The organism is Occallatibacter sp. (genome assembly GCF_049582745.1).
Taxonomy (GTDB): domain Bacteria; phylum Acidobacteriota; class Terriglobia; order Terriglobales; family Acidobacteriaceae; genus Telmatobacter.
Map to the genome: position 1 here is coordinate 139,425 of NZ_JBAUUO010000062.1, position 19,954 is coordinate 159,378.

The 19,954-nt window shown below is 55.6% G+C and carries 16 protein-coding genes; 10 read left to right on the forward strand and 6 right to left on the reverse strand.

Annotated features, from left to right (window positions below):
• Positions 1-92 precede the first annotated feature (92 nt).
• Entirely contained in the window at positions 93-1,715 is a 1,623-nt protein-coding gene (locus WCA10_RS09315; RefSeq protein ID WP_472822228.1) for a sigma 54-interacting transcriptional regulator, read from the reverse strand.
• 890 nt (positions 1,716-2,605) lie between these two features.
• Entirely contained in the window at positions 2,606-3,208 is a 603-nt protein-coding gene (locus WCA10_RS09320; protein ID WP_472822229.1) for a hypothetical protein, read from the reverse strand.
• A 450-nt stretch (positions 3,209-3,658) separates the two neighbouring features.
• On the opposite strand from WCA10_RS09320, the gene WCA10_RS09325 reads away from it, so the two are divergent.
• The 6 genes from WCA10_RS09325 (at position 3,659) to WCA10_RS09350 (ending at position 11,066) form a co-directional block, all read left to right on the forward strand.
• Positions 3,659-4,117: a hypothetical protein gene (locus WCA10_RS09325; protein ID WP_472822230.1), complete on the forward strand. Its 459-nt coding sequence runs from the start codon at positions 3,659-3,661 to the stop codon at positions 4,115-4,117.
• Positions 4,118-4,125: 8 nt separating this feature from the next.
• A complete protein-coding gene (locus WCA10_RS09330) occupies positions 4,126-4,425 on the forward strand; it encodes a hypothetical protein (protein ID WP_472822231.1) in 300 nt (99 codons plus the stop codon).
• Complete coding sequence (locus WCA10_RS09335; protein WP_472822232.1) at positions 4,422-6,920, forward strand: TonB-dependent receptor domain-containing protein; 2,499 nt, start codon at positions 4,422-4,424, stop codon at positions 6,918-6,920. Before WCA10_RS09330 ends, WCA10_RS09335 begins: the two co-directional genes overlap by 4 nt.
• Positions 6,921-7,022: 102 nt before the next feature.
• The gene (locus WCA10_RS09340) at positions 7,023-7,784 is read left to right on the forward strand and encodes a phosphocholine cytidylyltransferase family protein (RefSeq protein WP_472822233.1); all 762 of its coding nucleotides are present in this window, start codon (positions 7,023-7,025) and stop codon (positions 7,782-7,784) included.
• Positions 7,777-10,224 (forward strand): lysylphosphatidylglycerol synthase domain-containing protein, encoded by a 2,448-nt coding sequence (locus tag WCA10_RS09345; protein ID WP_472822234.1) that lies wholly within the window; start codon positions 7,777-7,779, stop codon positions 10,222-10,224. Before WCA10_RS09340 ends, WCA10_RS09345 begins: the two co-directional genes overlap by 8 nt.
• A gap of 14 nt (positions 10,225-10,238) precedes the next feature.
• Complete coding sequence (locus tag WCA10_RS09350) at positions 10,239-11,066, forward strand: endonuclease/exonuclease/phosphatase family protein (protein ID WP_472822235.1); 828 nt, start codon at positions 10,239-10,241, stop codon at positions 11,064-11,066.
• Between the two features lie 26 nt (positions 11,067-11,092).
• Here WCA10_RS09350 and WCA10_RS09355 read toward each other — a convergent pair whose 3' ends face one another.
• The 4 genes from WCA10_RS09355 to WCA10_RS09370 all read right to left on the reverse strand — a co-directional run bounded on the left by WCA10_RS09355 (position 11,093) and on the right by WCA10_RS09370 (position 14,639).
• Positions 11,093-11,986, reverse strand: a complete 894-nt coding sequence (locus WCA10_RS09355) for a universal stress protein (protein WP_472822236.1) — start codon at positions 11,984-11,986, stop codon at positions 11,093-11,095.
• Between the two features lie 104 nt (positions 11,987-12,090).
• A complete protein-coding gene (locus WCA10_RS09360; RefSeq protein WP_472822237.1) occupies positions 12,091-12,801 on the reverse strand; it encodes a hypothetical protein in 711 nt (236 codons plus the stop codon).
• 150 nt (positions 12,802-12,951) lie between these two features.
• On the reverse strand, positions 12,952-14,088 hold the full coding sequence (locus WCA10_RS09365) for a carboxypeptidase-like regulatory domain-containing protein (RefSeq protein ID WP_472822238.1): 1,137 nt from the start codon (positions 14,086-14,088) through the stop codon (positions 12,952-12,954).
• Complete coding sequence (locus tag WCA10_RS09370) at positions 14,085-14,639, reverse strand: hypothetical protein (protein WP_472822239.1); 555 nt, start codon at positions 14,637-14,639, stop codon at positions 14,085-14,087. The genes WCA10_RS09365 and WCA10_RS09370 overlap by 4 nt, the downstream gene beginning before the upstream one ends.
• 2,373 nt (positions 14,640-17,012) lie before the next feature.
• On the opposite strand from WCA10_RS09370, the gene WCA10_RS09375 reads away from it, so the two are divergent.
• From WCA10_RS09375 to WCA10_RS09390, 4 genes are all read left to right on the forward strand, one after another.
• The gene (locus tag WCA10_RS09375; RefSeq protein ID WP_472822240.1) at positions 17,013-17,627 is read left to right on the forward strand and encodes a UpxY family transcription antiterminator; all 615 of its coding nucleotides are present in this window, start codon (positions 17,013-17,015) and stop codon (positions 17,625-17,627) included.
• 337 nt (positions 17,628-17,964) lie between these two features.
• Positions 17,965-18,555 carry a TetR/AcrR family transcriptional regulator gene (locus WCA10_RS09380; protein WP_472822241.1) on the forward strand — a complete coding sequence of 197 codons (591 nt, stop codon included), beginning with the start codon at positions 17,965-17,967 and terminating at the stop codon, positions 18,553-18,555.
• Between the two features lie 134 nt (positions 18,556-18,689).
• Complete coding sequence (locus tag WCA10_RS09385) at positions 18,690-19,466, forward strand: WecB/TagA/CpsF family glycosyltransferase (protein WP_472822242.1); 777 nt, start codon at positions 18,690-18,692, stop codon at positions 19,464-19,466.
• A gap of 32 nt (positions 19,467-19,498) precedes the next feature.
• The coding region (locus WCA10_RS09390; protein WP_472822243.1) for a 2-dehydropantoate 2-reductase N-terminal domain-containing protein at positions 19,499-19,954 on the forward strand (456 nt) is incomplete at its 3' end.

Here is a 19,954-nt window from a genome sequence, read left to right on the forward strand (position 1 = left end):
CTGTCAAGAGTCGAAAGTGTCACGACAAATTCGGGCTGCGTCGCGCTCTGCGCCGGAGATGGACGGATCCTGAAGCGGGGATTAGCGGGGTGTCAGACGTAATCGTAGGGATTGATTCCGAGCTTCTTCATGCGAGAGATGAGGGTTGTTCTCCCGATTCCCAAGCGCACTGCGGCGCCATCGGCACCTCCGACTCGCCCCTTGCAGTCCATCAACGCCTGGACAATTTCATCGCGTTGCCTTTTCGCGTGACCATTACCAGGCGCCGCACCATTGATCGATGCGATCGTTTCCTTCACGATCCTCGCGATATCAGCCTCTGAGGTGGTGGTAGCAGCAGCCTGCGCAGGCTCGCTCTGCTTGGATCTGCGGAGCTCAGACAGAGGGGCTTCAAGGGCCTTGCCGCGGGTGAGAATCACTGCGCGCTCGATGAAGTTCTCAAGTTCCCGAATGTTGCCGGGCCAGTCCCATGCGGCGAGCCCCTTCATCGTAACCGCCGGGATCGCATCGATACGTTTCTGCATCAGCTTGGCGAATTTCTGTACGAAGTAGCCGACGAGTAGTGGTATGTCCTCCTTCCGCTCCCTTAGAGGTGGTATTCGGATGGGGAAGACATTCAAGCGGTAGTAGAGGTCACTTCGGAACTCGCGCGAAGCAACCATCTCTTCCAGATCACGATTCGTGGCCGCCACCAACCGTATGTTTACTCTTCGCGTAGAAGTAGAGCCTAGCCGTTCAAACTCGCGCTCCTGCAACGCACGCAGCAACTTCGGTTGGATCTCAACAGGAATATCCCCAACTTCGTCCAAAAACAAAGTGCCCTGGTCCGCGAGCTCCATGCGGCCAGCCTTCTGGCTGATCGCGCCTGTGAACGCGCCTTTCTCATGCCCGAACAGTTCGCTTTCGAGCAGACCTGTGGGTATCGCCGCGCAGTTGAGCTTCACAAATGTGCGTTCTCTGCGCCGGCTCCGATCGTGAATCGCCCGAGCAATCAGTTCCTTGCCGGTTCCCGTTTCGCCGAGCAGGAGAACGGTTGAATCGCTTGGAGCGACTGTCTCAACCAGCTGGAGAACCTGCTTGAGCGCATCGCTGGAGCCAATGATCTGCTCAAAGCCCATCTCGCTCCGAATCTCTTCCTCGAGATAAACCTTCTCCTGCGCGAGTCTGTCACGCAGCTCGGATATCTCCTGATAGGCCCTCGCGTTGTCGATGGCGATCGCAATCTGGCCTGCTACCTGAGAAAGGAGCTCCATCTCGTCGGAAGCGTAGGGAAGCTGGGCTGTTCGTCCGACCGCGAGAAGCCCGACAGGACGACCGCGATTGACCAGGGGGATAAAGCAGACTGTCTTCGGCTCTTCCGCAAATGCTACCTGTTCTGGCAGGTCAACAGGAAAAGTCTCAGGGTTCGTCGTGCTCGCAAGCATTGGCTGCGGGGTTTGGAAGAGGGCTTTCCCGGACGGGGTGAGAGCTACGAGCATACCCTCTTTGACGATACCCGGACTGCCTGGAAAATCCAGCGCATAGACCCGGATCATGCCCGGTTCAGCGTCGACCACCGAAATACAAACCAGATCACCGAGGAGCACTTCCCGAATATTGCCGGAGATCGATCGAACCACCTCACGTAGATCAAGATTCGAGGTGATCTTGTTCGTCAGACACAAGAGCAAGCGAAGCCGTTCATTCTGGCGAACCAACTCTTCGTGCACGGTCATATGAGCCTACCGATCTCCCCGATTTGAAGAATGCCTGTCAAACTTCTATTCCAGAGTGCAGCACGTTGCGTTGCATGCACAAGATGTTAGAGCGGGCTTGCTGTCCGCGGAACTCTACATGAAGGCAAACCCCAGCCTTTATGAAGGCACCGCCATGCCTCGTTTGAGGCAGTCACGCTGGCTGCACCGGAGCGGTCCCCCTTCCGCAACTCCGCCAAGTTCCTTCCTCGATTGCACTGCCGCAATGGCGGCATTTGCCGGCTCAGCTGTAAGCAATCCTCTTGGGGACATTTTCCTATCCTGCTGAATACGTTGCGCTTAGACGATTGGCAGATCTGGCCGCACGCATGCATACCTTCTAGGTGAAACGGCAATCGTGCAAACGGCTGCGAAATGGAAGGAATCGAGTGATCAGACAGGCAATCTCTTGCGACATGTGCGGCGTGCAGAAGCGTGAAGCGAATCATTGGTTCATTGCTTTCGAGGAGAAAGGCGAGTTGCGCATTGCCGGCTGGGCCTCCCCTCGCCGGCTCAGCACCGGGACGGCACACCTGTGCGGTGAAAACTGTGTTCATAAACTGCTAAGCAGTTTCTTTGCGCATGGGCCCGCGACCACGCAGCAAGTTGAACGTCCTGAGCACGAGCAGCTAATTGAAAGGACTGCAACGACGACGGTCTTATCCAGCACGGCTCATGGCGACGGAGCTGGGGCTGCGGGCAGATATGGATTCAGGTGCGCGCGAAGGAGACTTGCCAGAACGTAGGCTTCTCTAAACGTGGGCTTCTCCATCGGTTGAGCGAACCTTCCATATCCGCGAAGTCACGTCCGCGCTTCACCAATGGACTGGCGAACTCGCTTCAAAGGCCCGGCCAGGCAAGCGTGCAGGTCCTCAATCAAGCAGACTGCCGCAAGAGGGCACAACTTCAGATTCAGGCAGCCTCGCTCCATTCGAGACATCCGTTGGCCACTCGCGCCATCTGCTCTCGAACTCTGCAATATGCGCTACAGCTGCAACTCGCGCTTCGCGAACTCTTTCACGCGAACTGCGCAGCAGAAGTGCGCAATGACGGCTTGAGTAGCGTTCGAGAACGCAAATCACGTACACCAGCCTGTCAAAGCTACTTAGCTCCAAAATGCCCGCCGAGTAGTCCGCCGTGTAGACAGAGCCTTGGCTGGCGGCAGGAAGCAGGGGAATTGCCTGATCTTCTTTGTGCCAATGCGACTCCCCCTTGGATTCGTCCACGATCGCAACTCCGTTTCGGATGACGCTATTTCGGACCCACGCCGGTAGCTCCTCGCTACGGACTCGAGCGCTCGTCATGCACTCCCTGATCGAGCGGATGATGCACTCCTCGGCTCTGTCGGCTTGTGCGGTGAGAAGCAATGCCAGGCAAAAGAGATCGCTCATCGCTGCTGCGAATTGTCTCTGGACGTCGGTTGGCGTCCCCCAATCGAGACTGGCCTGACTTGTTGAAAACGTGTTTGTGCTCATCTTGTCTATCTCGCAATTCCGAAGTAGCGGGCCATAACTCAGCGTGCTTTTGACCAGCTCCGTTCAGGTTGCAGATGCCATTAGAATCATCGCAACCCGCTCAGTAAAGCCCCACCACTTCACTCCAGGAACCTGCATGCGGGTTGCCAAACGGAACAGCGGTTAAGCTGCCGTGAGTCCCTTGACTGCCACACGGTCTCCTGCCGTGTCTCGCATCTCCTGCTGCGAAAGAGTCGAACACCCTATTAAGGTCTGATTTCGCCGTTCCATGATGTTCTTCAATCAAGCCTGACAGATGCCTACCCTGACCGCTGCGCGTCGATCGGCAGCAAGTAGCCCTGCCTCTAAACCGCTTGATCGAAAGCAGTCCTTCTTGCCGCTTCGGCGGCAAGTGCCGCACTTGCGGCATAGCTCGCAGACTCAAACCGCTTGTCGAACGCCGGATCTTCTTTGAATTCAGCCAAAGCACTCTCCTATCCCAGTGGCCAACCGCTTGCAATCTGTACGGGCATGTTGCGAATCACATTGCCATCATCGGACGGTCCGGGAATCGTGGTTCTCGAGGGAAGACTAGCCGGACTGTGGGCGCAGGAACTACTGCGCGTTGCGCGAGAGGCAAATCACGGTCCCGGAACCATCTTCGATCTCCAGGAAGTCTTTTATGTCGATTCACACGGCGAAGAGGTATTGCGAACCTTGAGCCACGTTGGCGCGACATTTGCCACGGACACAGCTTACGGAAAGGACCTCTGCAAGCGCCTGAGGCTTCGCAGAATCTCCGGCATCAACACGCACCTCGGCGAGCAAGACGTTGAAGCGGATGCCAAAGCCGGCGAGCAGATACACGATCAACCTGATCTATCGAAGGCTACTTTCCAGAGCCAGCAGCGTTCGCGCTGTAGAGAGTGAGTAGTTTCATGCAGGTCGAAGAGTTGCGGGAACTCCCAGTTGGCACGCGGGTCACGGGAGAGCTTCAAAACACGAGGAAGGTGCCCGGCGTCGTCGAATCGCTGAAGAATGGCCCCAGCTTCATTCGATGGGCCGACGGATACGTCACCTTTCCATTCGGCTGGGTCCAGGACTACGACGAGTATGTCGCCGCGCGAACCGAACTTCATCCGGCTCGATGCTCGCGTATTCATTTCGAAGTTGATCCTGACCCTAAAAGACTTGAACCCCACATGAGCTTGGAACCAGAACAGGCGATTTCAGCATGAACCGAGTACAGACACAACACGAAAGCAAGTCGATCCGACGCATTCTTCAGAGCATGGCCATCGCCGCAATCCTCCCTCCGATGGCTCTTCTCCAAACGACTGGCTTGAACGCGCAGATCACGTCAAGACCAGGAGTGATCAAGGGGCAGGTCTTGGTCGTTGATTCGTCTGGAAGTTCCTACGTCCCGGCGACCACGGTTGTGCTGAATGGCCCTGAGAACCTGACGGCCGAGTCCGATCCAAACGGCGCGTTCAGCTTCCCTTCGGTGGCGCCTGGCACCTATGTCATCCAGGCAACTGCTCCGGGACTCGAAGGCGAAATGTCGGTCAGCGTTGATGCAGGCCAGGTTGCCGACGTGGCACTGAAGATGGAAGTCGCCGCAACCACCTCATCCGTGACCGTGAGCGCAGATGCGCCCACCGTGGACATCGCTACTGACGACCAGACAGTCAAGCAAAAGACCATTGATGACGCTCCCAATGCTGATCAGAAATTCGAGAGCCTGCTTCCTCTTGTTCCAGGGGTTCTGCGTGGGCCCGATGGTCGAATCAACCTGAAAGGAACGCGTAATACGCAGAGCGGCGCGCTTGTGAACAGTGCAAATGTAACCGACCCCGCTCTCGGCGGTCCGGCGATCAGCCTGCCCATTGATGTTGTTTCTTCCGTGCACGTCGTCTCTGATCCCTTTGATCCTCAGTACGGGCGATTTACGGGAGCCCTGTCCACAGTTGAGACGAAGACCGGAGACTATCAGAAACGGCACTTCTCGATTCAGAATGTTGTTCCTCGCTGGCGCGATCGCGCGGGCACCATCGCGGGCCTAGGAGCAGCTACTCCCCGCCTCACCTATACCGGTCCGCTGGTTCGCGACCGAGTAGCACTCACCCAATCGTTCGAGTACCGCTTTATCAGGACACCCGTAAACAGCCTGCCCGCACTCGAGCGCGATACCAAGCTAGAAGGGTTCAACTCATATACCCAGGCGGACATCATAGCCACCTCCCGGCAAACCGCAACCATCTCGCTTGCAATCTACCCGCAGAAGTTGAATTACATGGGCCTCAGCACCTTTACGCCGCAGCCGTCGACGACAGACTTCAAGCAACGCGGCTATCAGGTGTACGCACAGCACAGATACATGTCCGGTGCGGAAAGTGCGCTGATCTCCCAGTTCAGTTTCAAGACCTACGACGTCGATATCAATGCGCAAAGCGACGATCCCTTCCGTTTGCTGATCGATACGACTGAGGGGGGATTCTTCAACCGCAAGAATCGAAGAACCACACGCTATGAGTCGGTGGAGAGCTACCAATTTGCTCCGCGCAAGTACCTCGGTTCGCATCAGTTCAAGGCGGGATGGGATTACGCGCACTCAGATCTGCAAGGCATCGAGAAGTCTCTGCCCGTTGAAATCGCTGGGAGCGCGGGCAACGCTATTGAGCGAATTACCTTCACTCCGTCCCCCTGGTTCGACATCGATCAGAACGAAACCGCATTCTACGTGTCCGATCAGTGGACGATCACACCCAGGCTCTCCTTCAATACGGGCCTCAGATTTGACCACGATACGGTTACTGATTCCGCTCACATCGCGCCGAGAGGAGCCGTCCAGCTTTCGCTTACCGGTGACGGCAAGACGCTTCTCAAAGCTGGAGCCGGGATCTTCTACGATCGAGTTCCGCTGCTTCTTCCAGCCTTCGAACAGTTCCCCAACCGCACTGTGACGATCTTCGAAGCGAATGGCGCGACGTCGAGTTCGATCCCGTATCAAAACAAGATCGTCGGCTCAATCGAGAATCCAAGAAGCACCGCGTGGAATGTAGAGATTGAGCGGCAAGTTACATCCCAGCTTGCAGTCCGTGCAGCATACGACAACCGCAACACCGCGCGTGACTTTGTAGTGTCGCCCAGCAGCGGAATCGACTCCGGCATCGTTGGGTTATCGAATTCCGGCAGCGCATCTTATCGCGAGTTCCAGGTGGCGGGCCGTTACCAACTCTCTCGTGTGACCCTCAACGGCTCCTACGTGCGCTCCCGCTCATACGGTGATCTCAATGATCCACTTCTGTTCTTCGGCAACTACCCACAAGCCGTCATTCAGCCGAACCAAAAGGGACGTTCTCCATTCGACGCTCCGAACCGGGAGCTCTTCTGGGCGGACGTAAAGGGCCCTTGGAAGCTTACGGTGGCTCCCGTTTACGACATCCATACCGGCTTTCCCTATTCAGTCGAGAACGAGTACCGCGAGTACGTCGGCCCCCGCAGCTCCAAGCGCTACCCGCGATTCTCATCGGCTGACCTGCAGATCACGAGGCCCTTCACGGTCCACGCCGGCGACAGGGATCTAAAGCTGCGAGCAGGAGGCTCTGTCTTTAACGTTTTCAACCACGATAACCCACGCGATGTGCAGAACGATCTCAATAGCACCAAGTTTGGATCATTCTACAACGATGCGTGGAGAGAATTCCGCGGAAAGCTGGTCTTTGAGTTCTGATGAGAGCCCATCGACTTGCGACTTCCGCACCAGTGCCAAGTGGCTTGCAAGTGCAGCCGCGGCCATACGAGCCGATTTGGCTCGCCATTGATGGAGGATACGGTGACAAACACTAAGCTAGCTCTAATTCTTGCTGCAGGTAATGGCAGTCGAATGGCGGGGAGGTCAGGAGAACTGCCCAAGCCGCTCGTAAACATGAATGGCAAGCCACTCCTTGAGCATGTGCTCCTTGGCGCGCGTGCGGCCGGCATCGAGAGATTCATAATCGTTATCGGGTACCGCGGACACGCGATCAAACAGTGGTATGAGAGTCGTCCGATTCCGGGAATCGAAGTAACTTGGATCGCGAACCCCGAGTACAAGAAGGACAACGGCATTTCCGTTCTACGTGCAAAAAAGGTTATTCGCGAGAACTTCCTCCTGCTCATGGCTGACCATCTGTTCGAGCCTGAAACCGCGAGATCGCTTCTGAGCGAGCCGTTCGGCAGCGAGGAGGTCATCCTCGGTGTTGATACCAACATCTGCCGGGTCTTCGATATAGATGATGCAACCAAGGTCAGATTGGAAGACGGCCATGTAATGGAGATTGGGAAGGCGCTCCGCAACTACAACGCCCTCGATACTGGAATGTTCCATTGCAGCCCCGCTCTGTTCGATTGGCTCGAGCTCGCGGCGGTAAACGGCAACTGTTCTCTGTCCGACGGTCTGCGTTTGATGGTTCAGAAGGGCACGTTTAAAGGATTCGATATTGGCGCGGCACAGTGGCAGGATTGCGATACCCCGGCGGCTCTTGATTATGCGCAGCAGGTAATCTATCCGCAGCTTCGGGCCTCGATTGGGATCGCGGGAGAAGCTTATGCCTGATCGTTCGCGCCTGAGAGCGGCTCTCCTGCGGCTTACACCCCTGGTCGGAGTCGGGCTTCTCGTCTATCTCCTATCAACGGTAGACCTCCACACGATTAGCGCAAACATCGCTTCGATCGGCTGGGGACTGCTGTCCGTCATCGCACTTGCAGGTGTGTCGCACGTCATCAAGACTTGGGCGTGGAGATTGACTCTGCAGCGCGAAGGCCGAAACGTATCTTTCGGACGAATGCTCGGGTTGCGGCTGATTTCTGAAGCCATAGGACAGTTTGGGTTCGTCGGGATGATTGGAGGAGAGGCGGCTCGCGTTTCTCTCCTGGGGTCAGGAGTGTCCGCGGAGGGAGCGATCAGCTCCGTGACACTCGATCGCAGTCTGTTCATCGTCGCCGGCGCACTTGTCACCATGGCTGGCGTGATCGGCCTTCTTCTGGTTGTCTCCGTTTCGCATGCTGTCCAGTATTATGCCGCCGCGCTTTTGCTGGGGCTGCTGCTGATATTGATTTTCGGAGCCCTCGCTATGAAGCGGAGATGGCTCGTCATCTCGAGCACTGCGCGGGCGCTCGCCCGCGTTCGGTGGTTCCGGAATTGGATCCTCTCTAAAGAACAGACGCTTGTGCGGACAGAACAACGGCTCCTGGGTTTCTACGCGGAAGCACCGCGAGCATTCTGGTGCAGTTTGTTTCTGAATCTTATCTGTCACTTCCTTGCCATCGTCGAGGTGTACATCATCATCCGGATGCTTGGAGCTCCCGCGACGCTCCTCGGCGCACTCATTCTGGAATCTCTAACGAAGTTGATCAATGCCGCAGGTTCCGTCAATCCAGGCAACGTGGGAACATACGAAGGAGGCACGATGGTGATCGGCCGCCTTGTACGCCTGTCCTCAACGCAGGGGTTGTTACTCGCTTTCTGCAGAAGGCTTCGTGCCGTCTTCTGGGCTATCATTGGAGGGCTCTGCTTCTTATGGATTTCCCGGCGGCGGAGCTCGCCCGCTCCCGTGCGCATGGCGGAGACTGGGTCGCAGCAGGGGTATCCACCCGACTCTGATCCCCATCTGGAGAAGTGCGAGTGCAGGGCGGTCTTCATTCTGGCCCACGACTGCCCCCGATCCGCAGGCTTCGAACCGGCAAGCGCACGGGTCGCAACGTTGCCGGTTCTTCTGCGCGGCATTCTCAGTCTTCAGCACAAGTGCATTGTGCGCACCATCGTCGTAACCAGTCGCGCTTCAAGCAATGCGATCTGGAAGAAGTTGTACTCGACTGGCAGGCTGCCCGAGGACATCGAGTGGCTTCAGGTCGATGAGGGTGCGAGTCTGCCGCATATCTTGCGCGTGGCAGACGTCAGGGCCGAACGATTTGACCTGATCAGAGGCGACTTCATCTATCGCCCGGACCTATTTCGAGCGCTCGAGGAGTGGGATGGGAATACCGGAGCCGTTGAATTGTTGAGTTCAGGTGAGCCAATCGGCATCTTTGGTCTCGGGCGGGAAACGGCGGAGAGACTCGCTGCTGAACCCGATCGAAAAATTGTGACAGCTCGCGATCTTCATCAATGGACCGCGGAACAACTCGGCAACCAGCATGGAGCCTCGAAGCAAATCGAAGTACCCAAAGAGTCTTGGCAAGCGATTACCTGCTTCGCAGACTTGATAACCGCCGAATCCAAGCTGGATCGCTGGCTCGTGAAACCCACAGACGGCATCTTCGCCCGAATGAATCGCCGGGTATCTATCCCGATCAGCCGTTGGCTGATGAAGTATCCCATCACGCCCAACATGGTGTCGGTCTTAACGCTCGTCTTGAGCCTAGTCGCGGCCGCGCTGTTCGCGATTGGTGGATACTGGAACTGCCTTGCGGCCGCAGTACTCGGCGTATGGGGCAGCATTTTAGATGGGTGCGACGGGGAAATTGCGCGTCTGAAGCTTCAAGCTTCCAATTTCGGCTGCTGGTTAGACACGATGTGCGATTACACGTACTACTTCGTTACATTCGCCGGCATCATTATCGGAGTTATGCGAAGCACGCGTGATCCATACATCCCGGGTCTGGCAATCGCCATCTTTGCCGGGGCGCTGCTTACATTCCTTGTGTCGAGCCTGGGGCGCAGCCGGCTTTCCGGCCGTCGTCCGGAGCTGTACCTTCAGGTCTGGCAGAAACATGCCGAAACTCAGAAGTCGAGTCTCGTTCTCAGATTGGCTCGACAGACAGAATTCATCGTTCGCCGCTGCTTTCTGCCTTATCTTCTTCTGGCCTTGGCGGCTCTCAACCTGATGCACGCACTTGTCTACATGATTGCATTCGGGGCAAACGTAGTCTGGATGGTTTCTCTGCGGTCGCTGTTCGCCTTTTCTCGAACCAGCAGCGCGCGCGCGCGCACTGAGCCTCGGAAGATAGTGCGGCAGCCTGGGAAGGCTTTGGCCGTAAAATCTGAAGCGATCTAATCTCCGAAATACAAATGAACGATCTCGACATTGGCTCATTCTCAGACAATCGACCTCTCCTTCGGTGGCCCAGGCCCGTTCGCATAGTTAGCTGGAATGTAAATCGCGGACTCCGCTTGGCGGATGTACTCCAGTTCCTGGTAGCATCTTCAGCCGACTTGGTGTTGCTGCAGGAAACAGACGTCAATGCCCGGCGGACACAGTACGTAAATGTGCCGCGCACAATTGCGGAAGTCCTCAAGATGAACTACGTCTTTGGCCGTGAGTTCGAAGAGCTGGCGCAGAGTACGGGCTCTTCACCGGCGCTTCACGGCCAGGCTACTCTTTCCCGGTTTCCGCTCACCAACTCACGTATTCTCCGGTTCCGCAGCCAGTCTGGATTCTGGCGTCCGCGCTGGTTCATCCCTAATCTGCAGCCATTTCAGAGACGCCGCGGAGCCAGAATGGCCCTGGTTTCTGATATCAGGATCCAAAACCGAACGATGGTCCTCTACAACGCTCATCTTGAGAGCCGGGGAAACCACGAACTGCGTTACAGCCAATTCTCGGAGATCCTCTCGGATGTGAAGAACCAGGTCGGCAATGGTCATGTAATCGCCGGCGGCGACATGAACTTCAATGTTTCGGAATATCCGGCAACTGCAATGATCGCCCGCGCAGGGCTGCAGTGCCCGTTCGCGCACTTGAAGGGCAAGAAGACAGTGCAGGTACGCCGGGCTGCGGATTCAGGAGCGATCGATTGGATATTTACTGACCAAAGCCTCGCCACGGCCGCTCCGCAGATCCACGATTGCGCCCGCGGTTCCGATCACTATCCACTAAGCTTGGAGATCTACCCTTAGGCTGCGCCCTGGTCCCTGTTCGCAATTCATTCCACTCGTGACCGTTCGCCGCGAAAGCTAGAGCAAACGCTGAGCACCGGGCAGCTTGCCTGGCAGATAATCTCGTACGCATCTGAACCGGACCCGCTTCCATAAAGAGAATGATCGTGTTCCAATCCCAACACGATCAGATCATTCCTATTTCGTTTGGCAACATCGAGCACTGTGGCCGATAGCTTCCCTGCGGCGCCTTGGTAGCGAATCGAGGATGGCTGCTTTCCGGTCGGGCCGGGACTCAATGCGCTGCTGAACTCTTCGGCGGAAAGTAACAGGTCGGGCCGATCGAGTGAATCGAACTGCAGGAGATCTATCGCCGCGCCCCAGGTTCTCGCGGCCATCGAAACGTACGGAATCACCGCCTGCGATTCCTTGGAGAGGTCGGTAACGAACAGGATTCTTTTCACTGAGAGCTCCCTGCTCGGTCGACGGGACAAAGGACCCAGTGTAAGAACGGGACAGGATACGTTACGACAGATCTCCTCCGCCACTGACCCAAAGAGGAACTTTGAGATCCCGGTTCGTCCCCGCGTGCCCAGAACCAACAAATCGACTTTCAGCTGGCTTACTAAGGATCCGAATACGTCGGGTATCTCGCCATCCATATTCCAGCAGCGCGATTCGATGTCATCGAGGTCTCTCACTGCTCCGAGCCGTTCCATGAAATCATCGCAATCGTGCTTCGTCAGTTCGTCCAGCTCGATCATTAGATCCGGAACCATCGCAAACTCGGAACGGCGGACCGCATGGAGGAAGTGCACCACCGCTCCAAACTGGCGTGCGACCACCAGGGCGTGCCGTGCTGCCTGATAGGACCATGGGCCGAAATCAGTGGCGACGGCAATGTTCCGAATAGCTACTTCCTGCAAGGATTCACCAATCACGCCTACAGTTCTCCTTTCGGCTTTTCCGCGAAGGACCATGACTTCTATGCGAGTATCGGATCATCGGTGGCAGGTCAGGCTAGGCCCACCATTGCATCTGCGCATCAGCGGGTTCCCGCCTCGGGCGGAGTGGTTGAGGATTCCGGTGCTGCCGTGATTCGGTACGACTGGTAGTCGATCGACATGGTTGCTGTCCCGCCGATGCGAACCTTGGTCTCACTCTGATTCTGTTCTGGCAGCCAAAAGCCGTTGGTCAGATGATTGGTATGGTGGATCATCGTGCGCGAAATCCAGAATGAAGGACTTTTAGCCGGCTGAACCTCCATCTTTGCCACTGCGAAATCGGCAGCATCCACCCATATCTTGCCCTCATAAAGGAACTTGCTTGGCGAGATCGGTTCCACACTGAGGACATATACCAGGCGTTCTTCCAATCGATCAGTTCCGATGAGATCGAACCGGTAGTTGTGGGCATTGAGCCCAGTCGACCGTTTGTCGAGCGATGCCTCTCTTTCGCTATCGAGAGCGCGTACTAAAACCTTCTCGCAAAGCATGCCCGAGCCTTTCTGCGAGATGATCCGGAAGCTTTTTCCCGAGGAAGCATCGTAATCGACCTCCACGTCCATGTTCGCGGTGATGGTCTTGGCGAATCCTTTGTATATGACCGAATAATGACGGAGACTCTCGTAGTTTTGAAGCGTGCTCGACTGCAACTGATCATGTCGCTGCATTCCCTGAACAATCGAAGCTGCCGTCGGGTCGGGCGTGGGCGTTTCTTGTGCTTGAATTGCCGGCGAGGTTCCAATTGAAATCAAAGCCAGAGATCCGAGTACGCAACCCCGCACTGCAGATCGTGCAGCACTGACCTTCTTGTCTCGCAAACAGACTTTCCTTCGTAATGAAATAGAAAGATCCCTCGCCGTGAATTTCATTGTTTTCTCCTGTTCAGCTCCGATGACTTCATTTCAATGTGCATCCTTCTTGTTCTTGGCCAGGCCGGGAGTGAATCGCGGCAAGATGAACTCCTGCGCGAATCCGCTGAGCATTCTCTCTGCTGTGCCGATTGCAAAGGTCCCAAATACCAGGCTCACGCCCCGATTCGATTGCGGATAATAGGCGTTGGACAGAGCGCTCGCTGCCAGGTCACCGCCGAGGCTGGAGTAGTTCGGCTGCAGTTGGCCGTTATCTCCTCTGCAAATGAAGGGACTGAACATCGCATGTCTCAGGCGCGAGCTGGTAGTGCCTGTGCCCTGATAGAAGTAGCGGGGATCCTGGTGCAGCAGCGATGGAAGTATTGCCCCGCCAATTAGGATGTCAGTCTCGGCATCGGCTGCAACCACCCCAAATCGTTGACCATACCCCTTCGCCCCTTGTGCGAAATCGGGCCGATTCGCAGCCTGATTGATCGCTGCCATCCCAGCCACTCCGGCAATGGTCACCGGATCTGTCGAAACTTTAAGGGCAAGTTTGAACTTTAGCTTGGTTGTAAGCGGCACAGCATTCTTCGCGTCATAAACGACATAGAAGTTCGGAATGATTCCTAGAACTCGCTGCTGCTCTGCCAGCCGGACTTGCTCAGCTGCGATCTGCTCAGTGGAAGCGTAAACAGTAACGGAACTTGATTCTGCCAGGATCTTGATCCGGACATCTGTCAGAAAGTCGTACTGACCCGGAGTAAGAACGATCGGGCCTGACGTCCAATCTGCAAAGCCCTGGGCTTTGACGGTAAGGTTGTACGGAACACCGGGTGCTAGGTCGGTGAAAACAAATGCGGCGGTGTCATTCGCAACGGCTTCGCGGTGTTCGCCTGATTGTGGGTCTGTGACAATGACGGTTGCGCCGGGGACCAGGTCACCGTTGACGTCAAGAACCGTGCCGCTGATGTTTGCTGCCTCGCCAGTCAGGCCGGCCTTCTTCGGAGCTGTCGCCGGAGAGGAACTATCATCGATCGGCTTGGCTTCACTCGAATTGAGCGACACGGGTGCGGGGGCGTCTGGAAGTGTGGACGAGGGAACGAACTGCTGTGCGCGCCCGGCACACCAGGGGACAAACATTGCCGCAGCAACAGTAATCGTTCTGGCGAATTGGAGAGACAAATTCATCTGGCCGCCCTGTGCATCACTGGAGCGCTCGGATGCTGGTGGATTCTCTTCAGTGAAATCGTGCTGACAAAGGCAAACAGCAGGACGACAGTTCCGATCAGTACGCCCATCGGGGTATGATTCTCATTTGATCCAAGCAGACTGTGTGCTGCCAGCGCCCCGATTACTTCCGCTGCAACAACGACTATCTGGAGGCAGAAGACCGAGATCGTAGTTAACACGACGACTGGTCCCCATGAATCAGAGGCGCCGTATTTGCGCCAGGAATACACGGCAAAGCCCGACAAATAGACAGTGAGCATCGTCGGCAACTGCGTGATACCGGTGTGGCTGATCGACAAGATCAGCCCGACGGACGAGAAAAGAAGGCTGAACCTCAAGAAGTTCTTGACCCAGGCCTCGAAGGGCTGCCCGGTTACCATCCTTGTGCAGAGGGCCACTCCCCCGCCGAGCATATTGATGCCCAGGAACACGTAGATGAGTTTCAACAAATTGAGCATTATGATCTCCTGTAAAGTTTTGAGAACGTTCGTGTCAGTTCTGGTGTGCATCTGACATTCGGTGTTGGGATTTGGCTGTATGGAGGCGCCCCGATCGGAATCCTGGATCGCCTTGCGCAAGCGCCGAGCCGCTCGATTACGGTCAGAAGCGCTTTCGCTGAAGCGCCAGGCGCAATCCGCTCGTCGTAGGTGCTGTAATCAGCCTTTAGCTCGTTCCGCTGGATCAATAAAATCTTCGCGCAAGGCCAGCGACGTCTGATGTAAGCCGTCAATACCCGCATTTGCGGCAAAGAAAACGTGTTGTGGAGAATGGCGACGTCAATCTCTTCGGATCCCAGCAGAACCGATAAATCCCAAGTAGACGAGGCGACGTATAGCCTGCATCTGGAGCGCGCCAGCAGCACGTCCCGGATCAAGATGCCCTGGTCCTGAGATCCAACGGACAACACGTGCAAGTTGCTGATCATGCGCTCACCTCCGGGAATCCCGCCGATGCTGATCGCTCGCTGCTCCAAGGTCGTCCTTCGAATATCCGCCAAAGCGCGTTTGAACACGCTGGCTCAATAAGCGACCAGTGGCAATCGATCAACAAGGCGCAGTCGTGGACAGAAAAGTTTAGATACAGGTGCAGGATGAGTGCGGCGCGTTCGATCGCGTTTAGGCGGCCGCAAATCTCAAACCCTGCCAGGCTCCTCAAGCTCTGCCTGTCGCAATTCAGAATTTCGAAAGCTCTATCAGAGCGAAGGTCGAACCTCCATGTGGCAATGATCCGATTGATCTCTGACCGACTCTGCTCCACTGCCTCCCGGGCAACGCACCGCCGGAGCCAACGATCACGCCATTCAGGCGCTACGTACAGTGATCCGGCGGCCCGTATCAATCCGCTTGCAATGCAGCTCTCCGCAGACTGCGGATCGCCCACGATCACCTCTGCGATCCATTGCAACTCTTCCGTCTCGATATCAAGCATCTGCTTCGGCTCTGCAGAAGTGGCTGAGAAAGACGAAGAATGTTCAACGCTTCTGATGTTCATAGGGTCTTTCTCCGCTGAAGAAGCACTGGCCGGATGCAGCAGACCACCTGGGTCGGCTTGCATTCGAGATGTCCCAACCTGCCCGCGACTCCAACTCGGGTAACCTCACTTTTCCGCAAGACCGCGTCCGCTGAGTGCGACAGATTGATCGTGACCACGCACTTGGTTGGATCGATTTTGTTCACTGGGTCGCCTCCGACTAGCCGTATGGCGGTTCGCCTCAATGCGGTGCCGCACACACCCTCCTGATGGCACGTACATGGCCATTTGCTCGATCTCCCTAACTTGTGCTTTTCCCTGAATAAGCAGCGTTTAGTGACGATCGCTTCCAGTCGCCGCCACACGCGATAGCGGCACCTGCCGCCATTGCGGCAACTCGGCTGACGGAAAGGAATAGAGGCAAGGGGCTATTAAGGATGGACAGCGCGCTTCAGAGATGCCCACATGCTTCTTGCGGCCGAGACGAATTCGAACGAACTCGCCTGCTCAGACAAAATGGCGTCAGGCTAAAACAGCATTATCTGCAAGAGTTGATCGCGTTGCGCACCGAGTGCTATGCGAATTCCCAGACAGGAAGTTTTCGCGACATACAGCGCGCTGGCAGGAGCGGAACTTTCCAGGGCGCATCTTATTGCGCCCTCAAAGTCCCCAAGGGTCCGCTTAAGTTATTGATTTTATTGGTTGCGGGGGCTGGATTTGAACCAGCGACCTTTGGGTTATGAGCCCAACTGACAACTGCTAAGTCCTATTGATTTCAATGCCCTTAGCTCATGAAAACGCCCCAAATCCGCTCAAATTCACCTAGTTTTGGACCCTAGTTGGACCCTGACGCTAGGTCCATTGCTTGGCTACTGTAGCCTCCAAGTTCTTGATTGGTTTGTGACCTCGCGATGCGTCTGCGGGTTGAAATCCGCGCGTATTCAGCCGGCAATGCGCAACCCATGGCCACTGTAAATGCCGATCAGCAACCCCTCGAAGGCCCAGATGCTCGGAATGTAACCGCCGACCACAAACTTCTTCTGAAAGTTGAAGCGGAGCTTTTGCTAGCAGCCTCAGGCCGTCAGATGTCTAGAAAGCTGCTGATCACTCGCAAAAACGAATACCGTTAGTTGCGCATCCACTTTAAATAGTTGCCTAAAGACTCTCCGGAAAGTGTGTATAGGCTTACATCCATATGCAGATCATCATGAAGTACTTTATTTGATTTGTTTTTGACAGGAATCAGAGAACTCACTGTTATATTATGGGGAAAGTCGGTACGAAAGATGATGCCGCCGTTTTTCTTGCTGAAAGCGCTTGCTTTCTGCTCCGCTGATTCCGACTGTTCGCTGATTTAATCGAGATTTTCATGCCTTGTGGAATGTCTTCATCCAAGTGAGGATGGCGAAGCCTTGCGAAAAGACGGAAATGAAGAGGTTCGACCGGACAGTACCGCGACGGAGAGTGACTCGAACTGGTTTGCGGTGTATACGACTTCCCGTCATGAGAAGCGGATCGCACAACACATGGTCCAGCGGGAAATCCACCACTATTTGCCTTTGTATCGGGCGGATCGAAAGTGGCGCGATGGGTCAAAGGTCACACTCGAGCTGCCCCTTTTCCCGAGCTATATCTTCGTTCGCATCACGCGCTCAGAGCGCGTGAGCGTTCTCAGTGTTCCCGGTGCCCTGGCACTGGTCGGAGGGACGGGTGGCGAGCCTGCACCTCTTCCAGATAGAGCAATTGAATCTCTCATAGTTGGTCTGCGTGAGCACAGAATCGAGCCCCATCCCTTGCTTCGCATTGGGCAGATGGTCCGAATTCATTCCGGAGCTTTTGCCGGAATGGAGGGGGTTGTAGTTCGCCGCAAGAGCGGATGCCGTGTGGTGCTGACTTTGGAGCAGATTATGCAGAGCGTTGCGGTGGAGGTTAATGAGGACGATCTGGAATCCGTACGTCAGGACAGTAAGATTACCTGCTATCCGCTGGAGGCAGGGGGGCGGTTCTGCTGGCGCGAAGCATCCTAAAAAACGGGACACTCGTGAATCTGGTGAACCGGCCGATTACTAAAAACCGACCCTGACAAACCAAGGCTTTTCGAGCGCGATTCTGAACAGAAAACTAAACCTCACAAAGTCTTGCAGTCTTTCTGCACCTGTCGGCTGAACTGCACTCAGCTGCGCTGGCGATTGACTGCAGCTCCATTTGACAAATTGCTTTGATTTCATGGTTCTTTTTCCGACCGAAACGAGCGAATGATCTTCCAAAAGCGATGAGAGAAGGCGAAACACGTTGAGCTTCGGTCGCAACCGAAGCGAACCTCGATTGGGTCCTGCCATTTCAAAACAAGCAGCGAGAGAACATATGAGCGAATTCCCGGGGGCAACACGAGGCAGTACTGAAGAGCGCATGTTATCCACTGCGGCGTCGCTGTTTGCCAAGTTTGGCTACAACGGGGTAAGCACACGCGAGATCGCTTCGGCGGCGGAAGTCAGCGAGGTGACGATTTACCGGCACTATCCCCGCAAGCGGGACCTTTACGTTGCGGTTCTAGCGGCAGAACTACAACGCATTCAGTTGCGAGGCGAACTTTTGACGCGACTGGCCGATGCGCAGAACGGGCGCGCAGCCCTTGTCTGCACATTTGAATTAATTACGACAACTTTGGTGCAGCAGCCGCAACTGCTTCGGTTGCTGCAGTACAGCGCCTTGGAATTGGGTGATGACCTTGATCCCCTTCTCCGCAGGCATCTTGGTCAGCTTGTCGACGTGGTGGCACGGTACCTGGAACCGTGGATTCAACGTGGTGAACTACGTGGTTCCAATGCAAAGACGCTGGTGCTGACGTTGATTGCGATTATTCTGAGCCGCGGTCCGCTGCGGCGCGTGTTTCTTGGCGATACCGAAAATCTCAATTCCTTATTTGAGACATATTCAGAGTTTTGTCTCGCGTGAGTTGTCACCATTTTGTTTTATGCGCATTGAGCAGCCAGCGTAAATGCAGGGTCAATTGCAGCCCACCCACGCGCATCAACCGTTTGGTGCATGCAAACTAGCCAGATGCCAACACTGGAGAGAAGACACTTAACATGAGCGAACTACCGAACGAAAGACAGATTCTGGGAGTGAGATTCTGCCTAGGAGAAGCCGATGAGATCATATCCCGTCTAGGAAGTGGCGGTCTGCTGGTTGTGCCTTCGGCGCCTTCGTTCATGGAGATTGTCCGCAATGAAGAGTATCGAGATGCGGTCACGAACGCGGATGTGGCGATAACGGATTCAGCACTTATGGTGCTTCTCTGGAATTGGCTGGAAAACGATTCCATTGGCCGTCTCTCCGGGCTCAAGTATATTCGGGCATTGTTGCAGGAGGAGGAAGTGCGCACGCCGGGACGAACATTCTGGGTGATGGCCGGAAGGAAGAGCGCAGAGAAGAACCTTTCCTGGCTCAAGTCGCAAGGAATTGAAGTGCCTGCGGAGTGTGTTTATTACGCTCCGCTGTATACAGGCAAGATAGAGGATCCAGAATTAATCGAAAAACTGCAATTGTTGCGACCGAAGCACGTGGTGATCACAGTTGGGGGCGGCACCCAGGAGCGTCTTGGGTTTTATCTCAAACGCAATCTTGAGAACCTTCCGGCAATTCATTGCATTGGCGCTGCCATCGCCTTTCTCAGCGGTGACCAGGTGCGGATTCCGAACTGGGCTGACCGCCTTTATCTTGGCTGGCTGTTCCGCTGTATATCGTCGCCCAGGCACTACGTTCCTCGGTATTTCTCCGCGCTACGGTTCATACCACTTCTATGGCGCTATCGAGAGCACCTTCCGGTGCCGCAGGAGCTAGCTGCGTTCAATACAGGCAGATGAGGACGTGTTTCGACTGCCAAACTGCAGAGAGAATGGAGAGGATTCGCAACGTGAATGCAAAGGGTAAGTCCGTGACGATTGCGGTTGTTGGTTCAGGTTATGTCGGCCTGGTGGCGTCTGCTTGTTTCGCGGAGATAGGTCATCATGTCGTCTGTGTCGACAATGACGAAGCACGGGTCCGAATGCTGCAGCAAGGCGGAATCCCAATCCACGAGGAGCATCTGCCCGAACTGCTGGATCGTCATCGCGGCCGTTCGCTCGAGTTTACGACAGACCTGTGTGCCGCCACACAAGCGTCTCGCGCAATCTTCATTGCGGTCGGAACACCCCAAAGCGACAGCGGCAGCGCTGATCTTTCTTACGTGGATGCCGTGGCAAGCGAAATCGCGCGCTCCGTCGACTCCTACAAGGTGATCGTCGAAAAGAGCACGGTTCCCGTCTACACCAACGAGTGGATCCGGCGTGTGATCGAGCGAAATGGGGTGCCG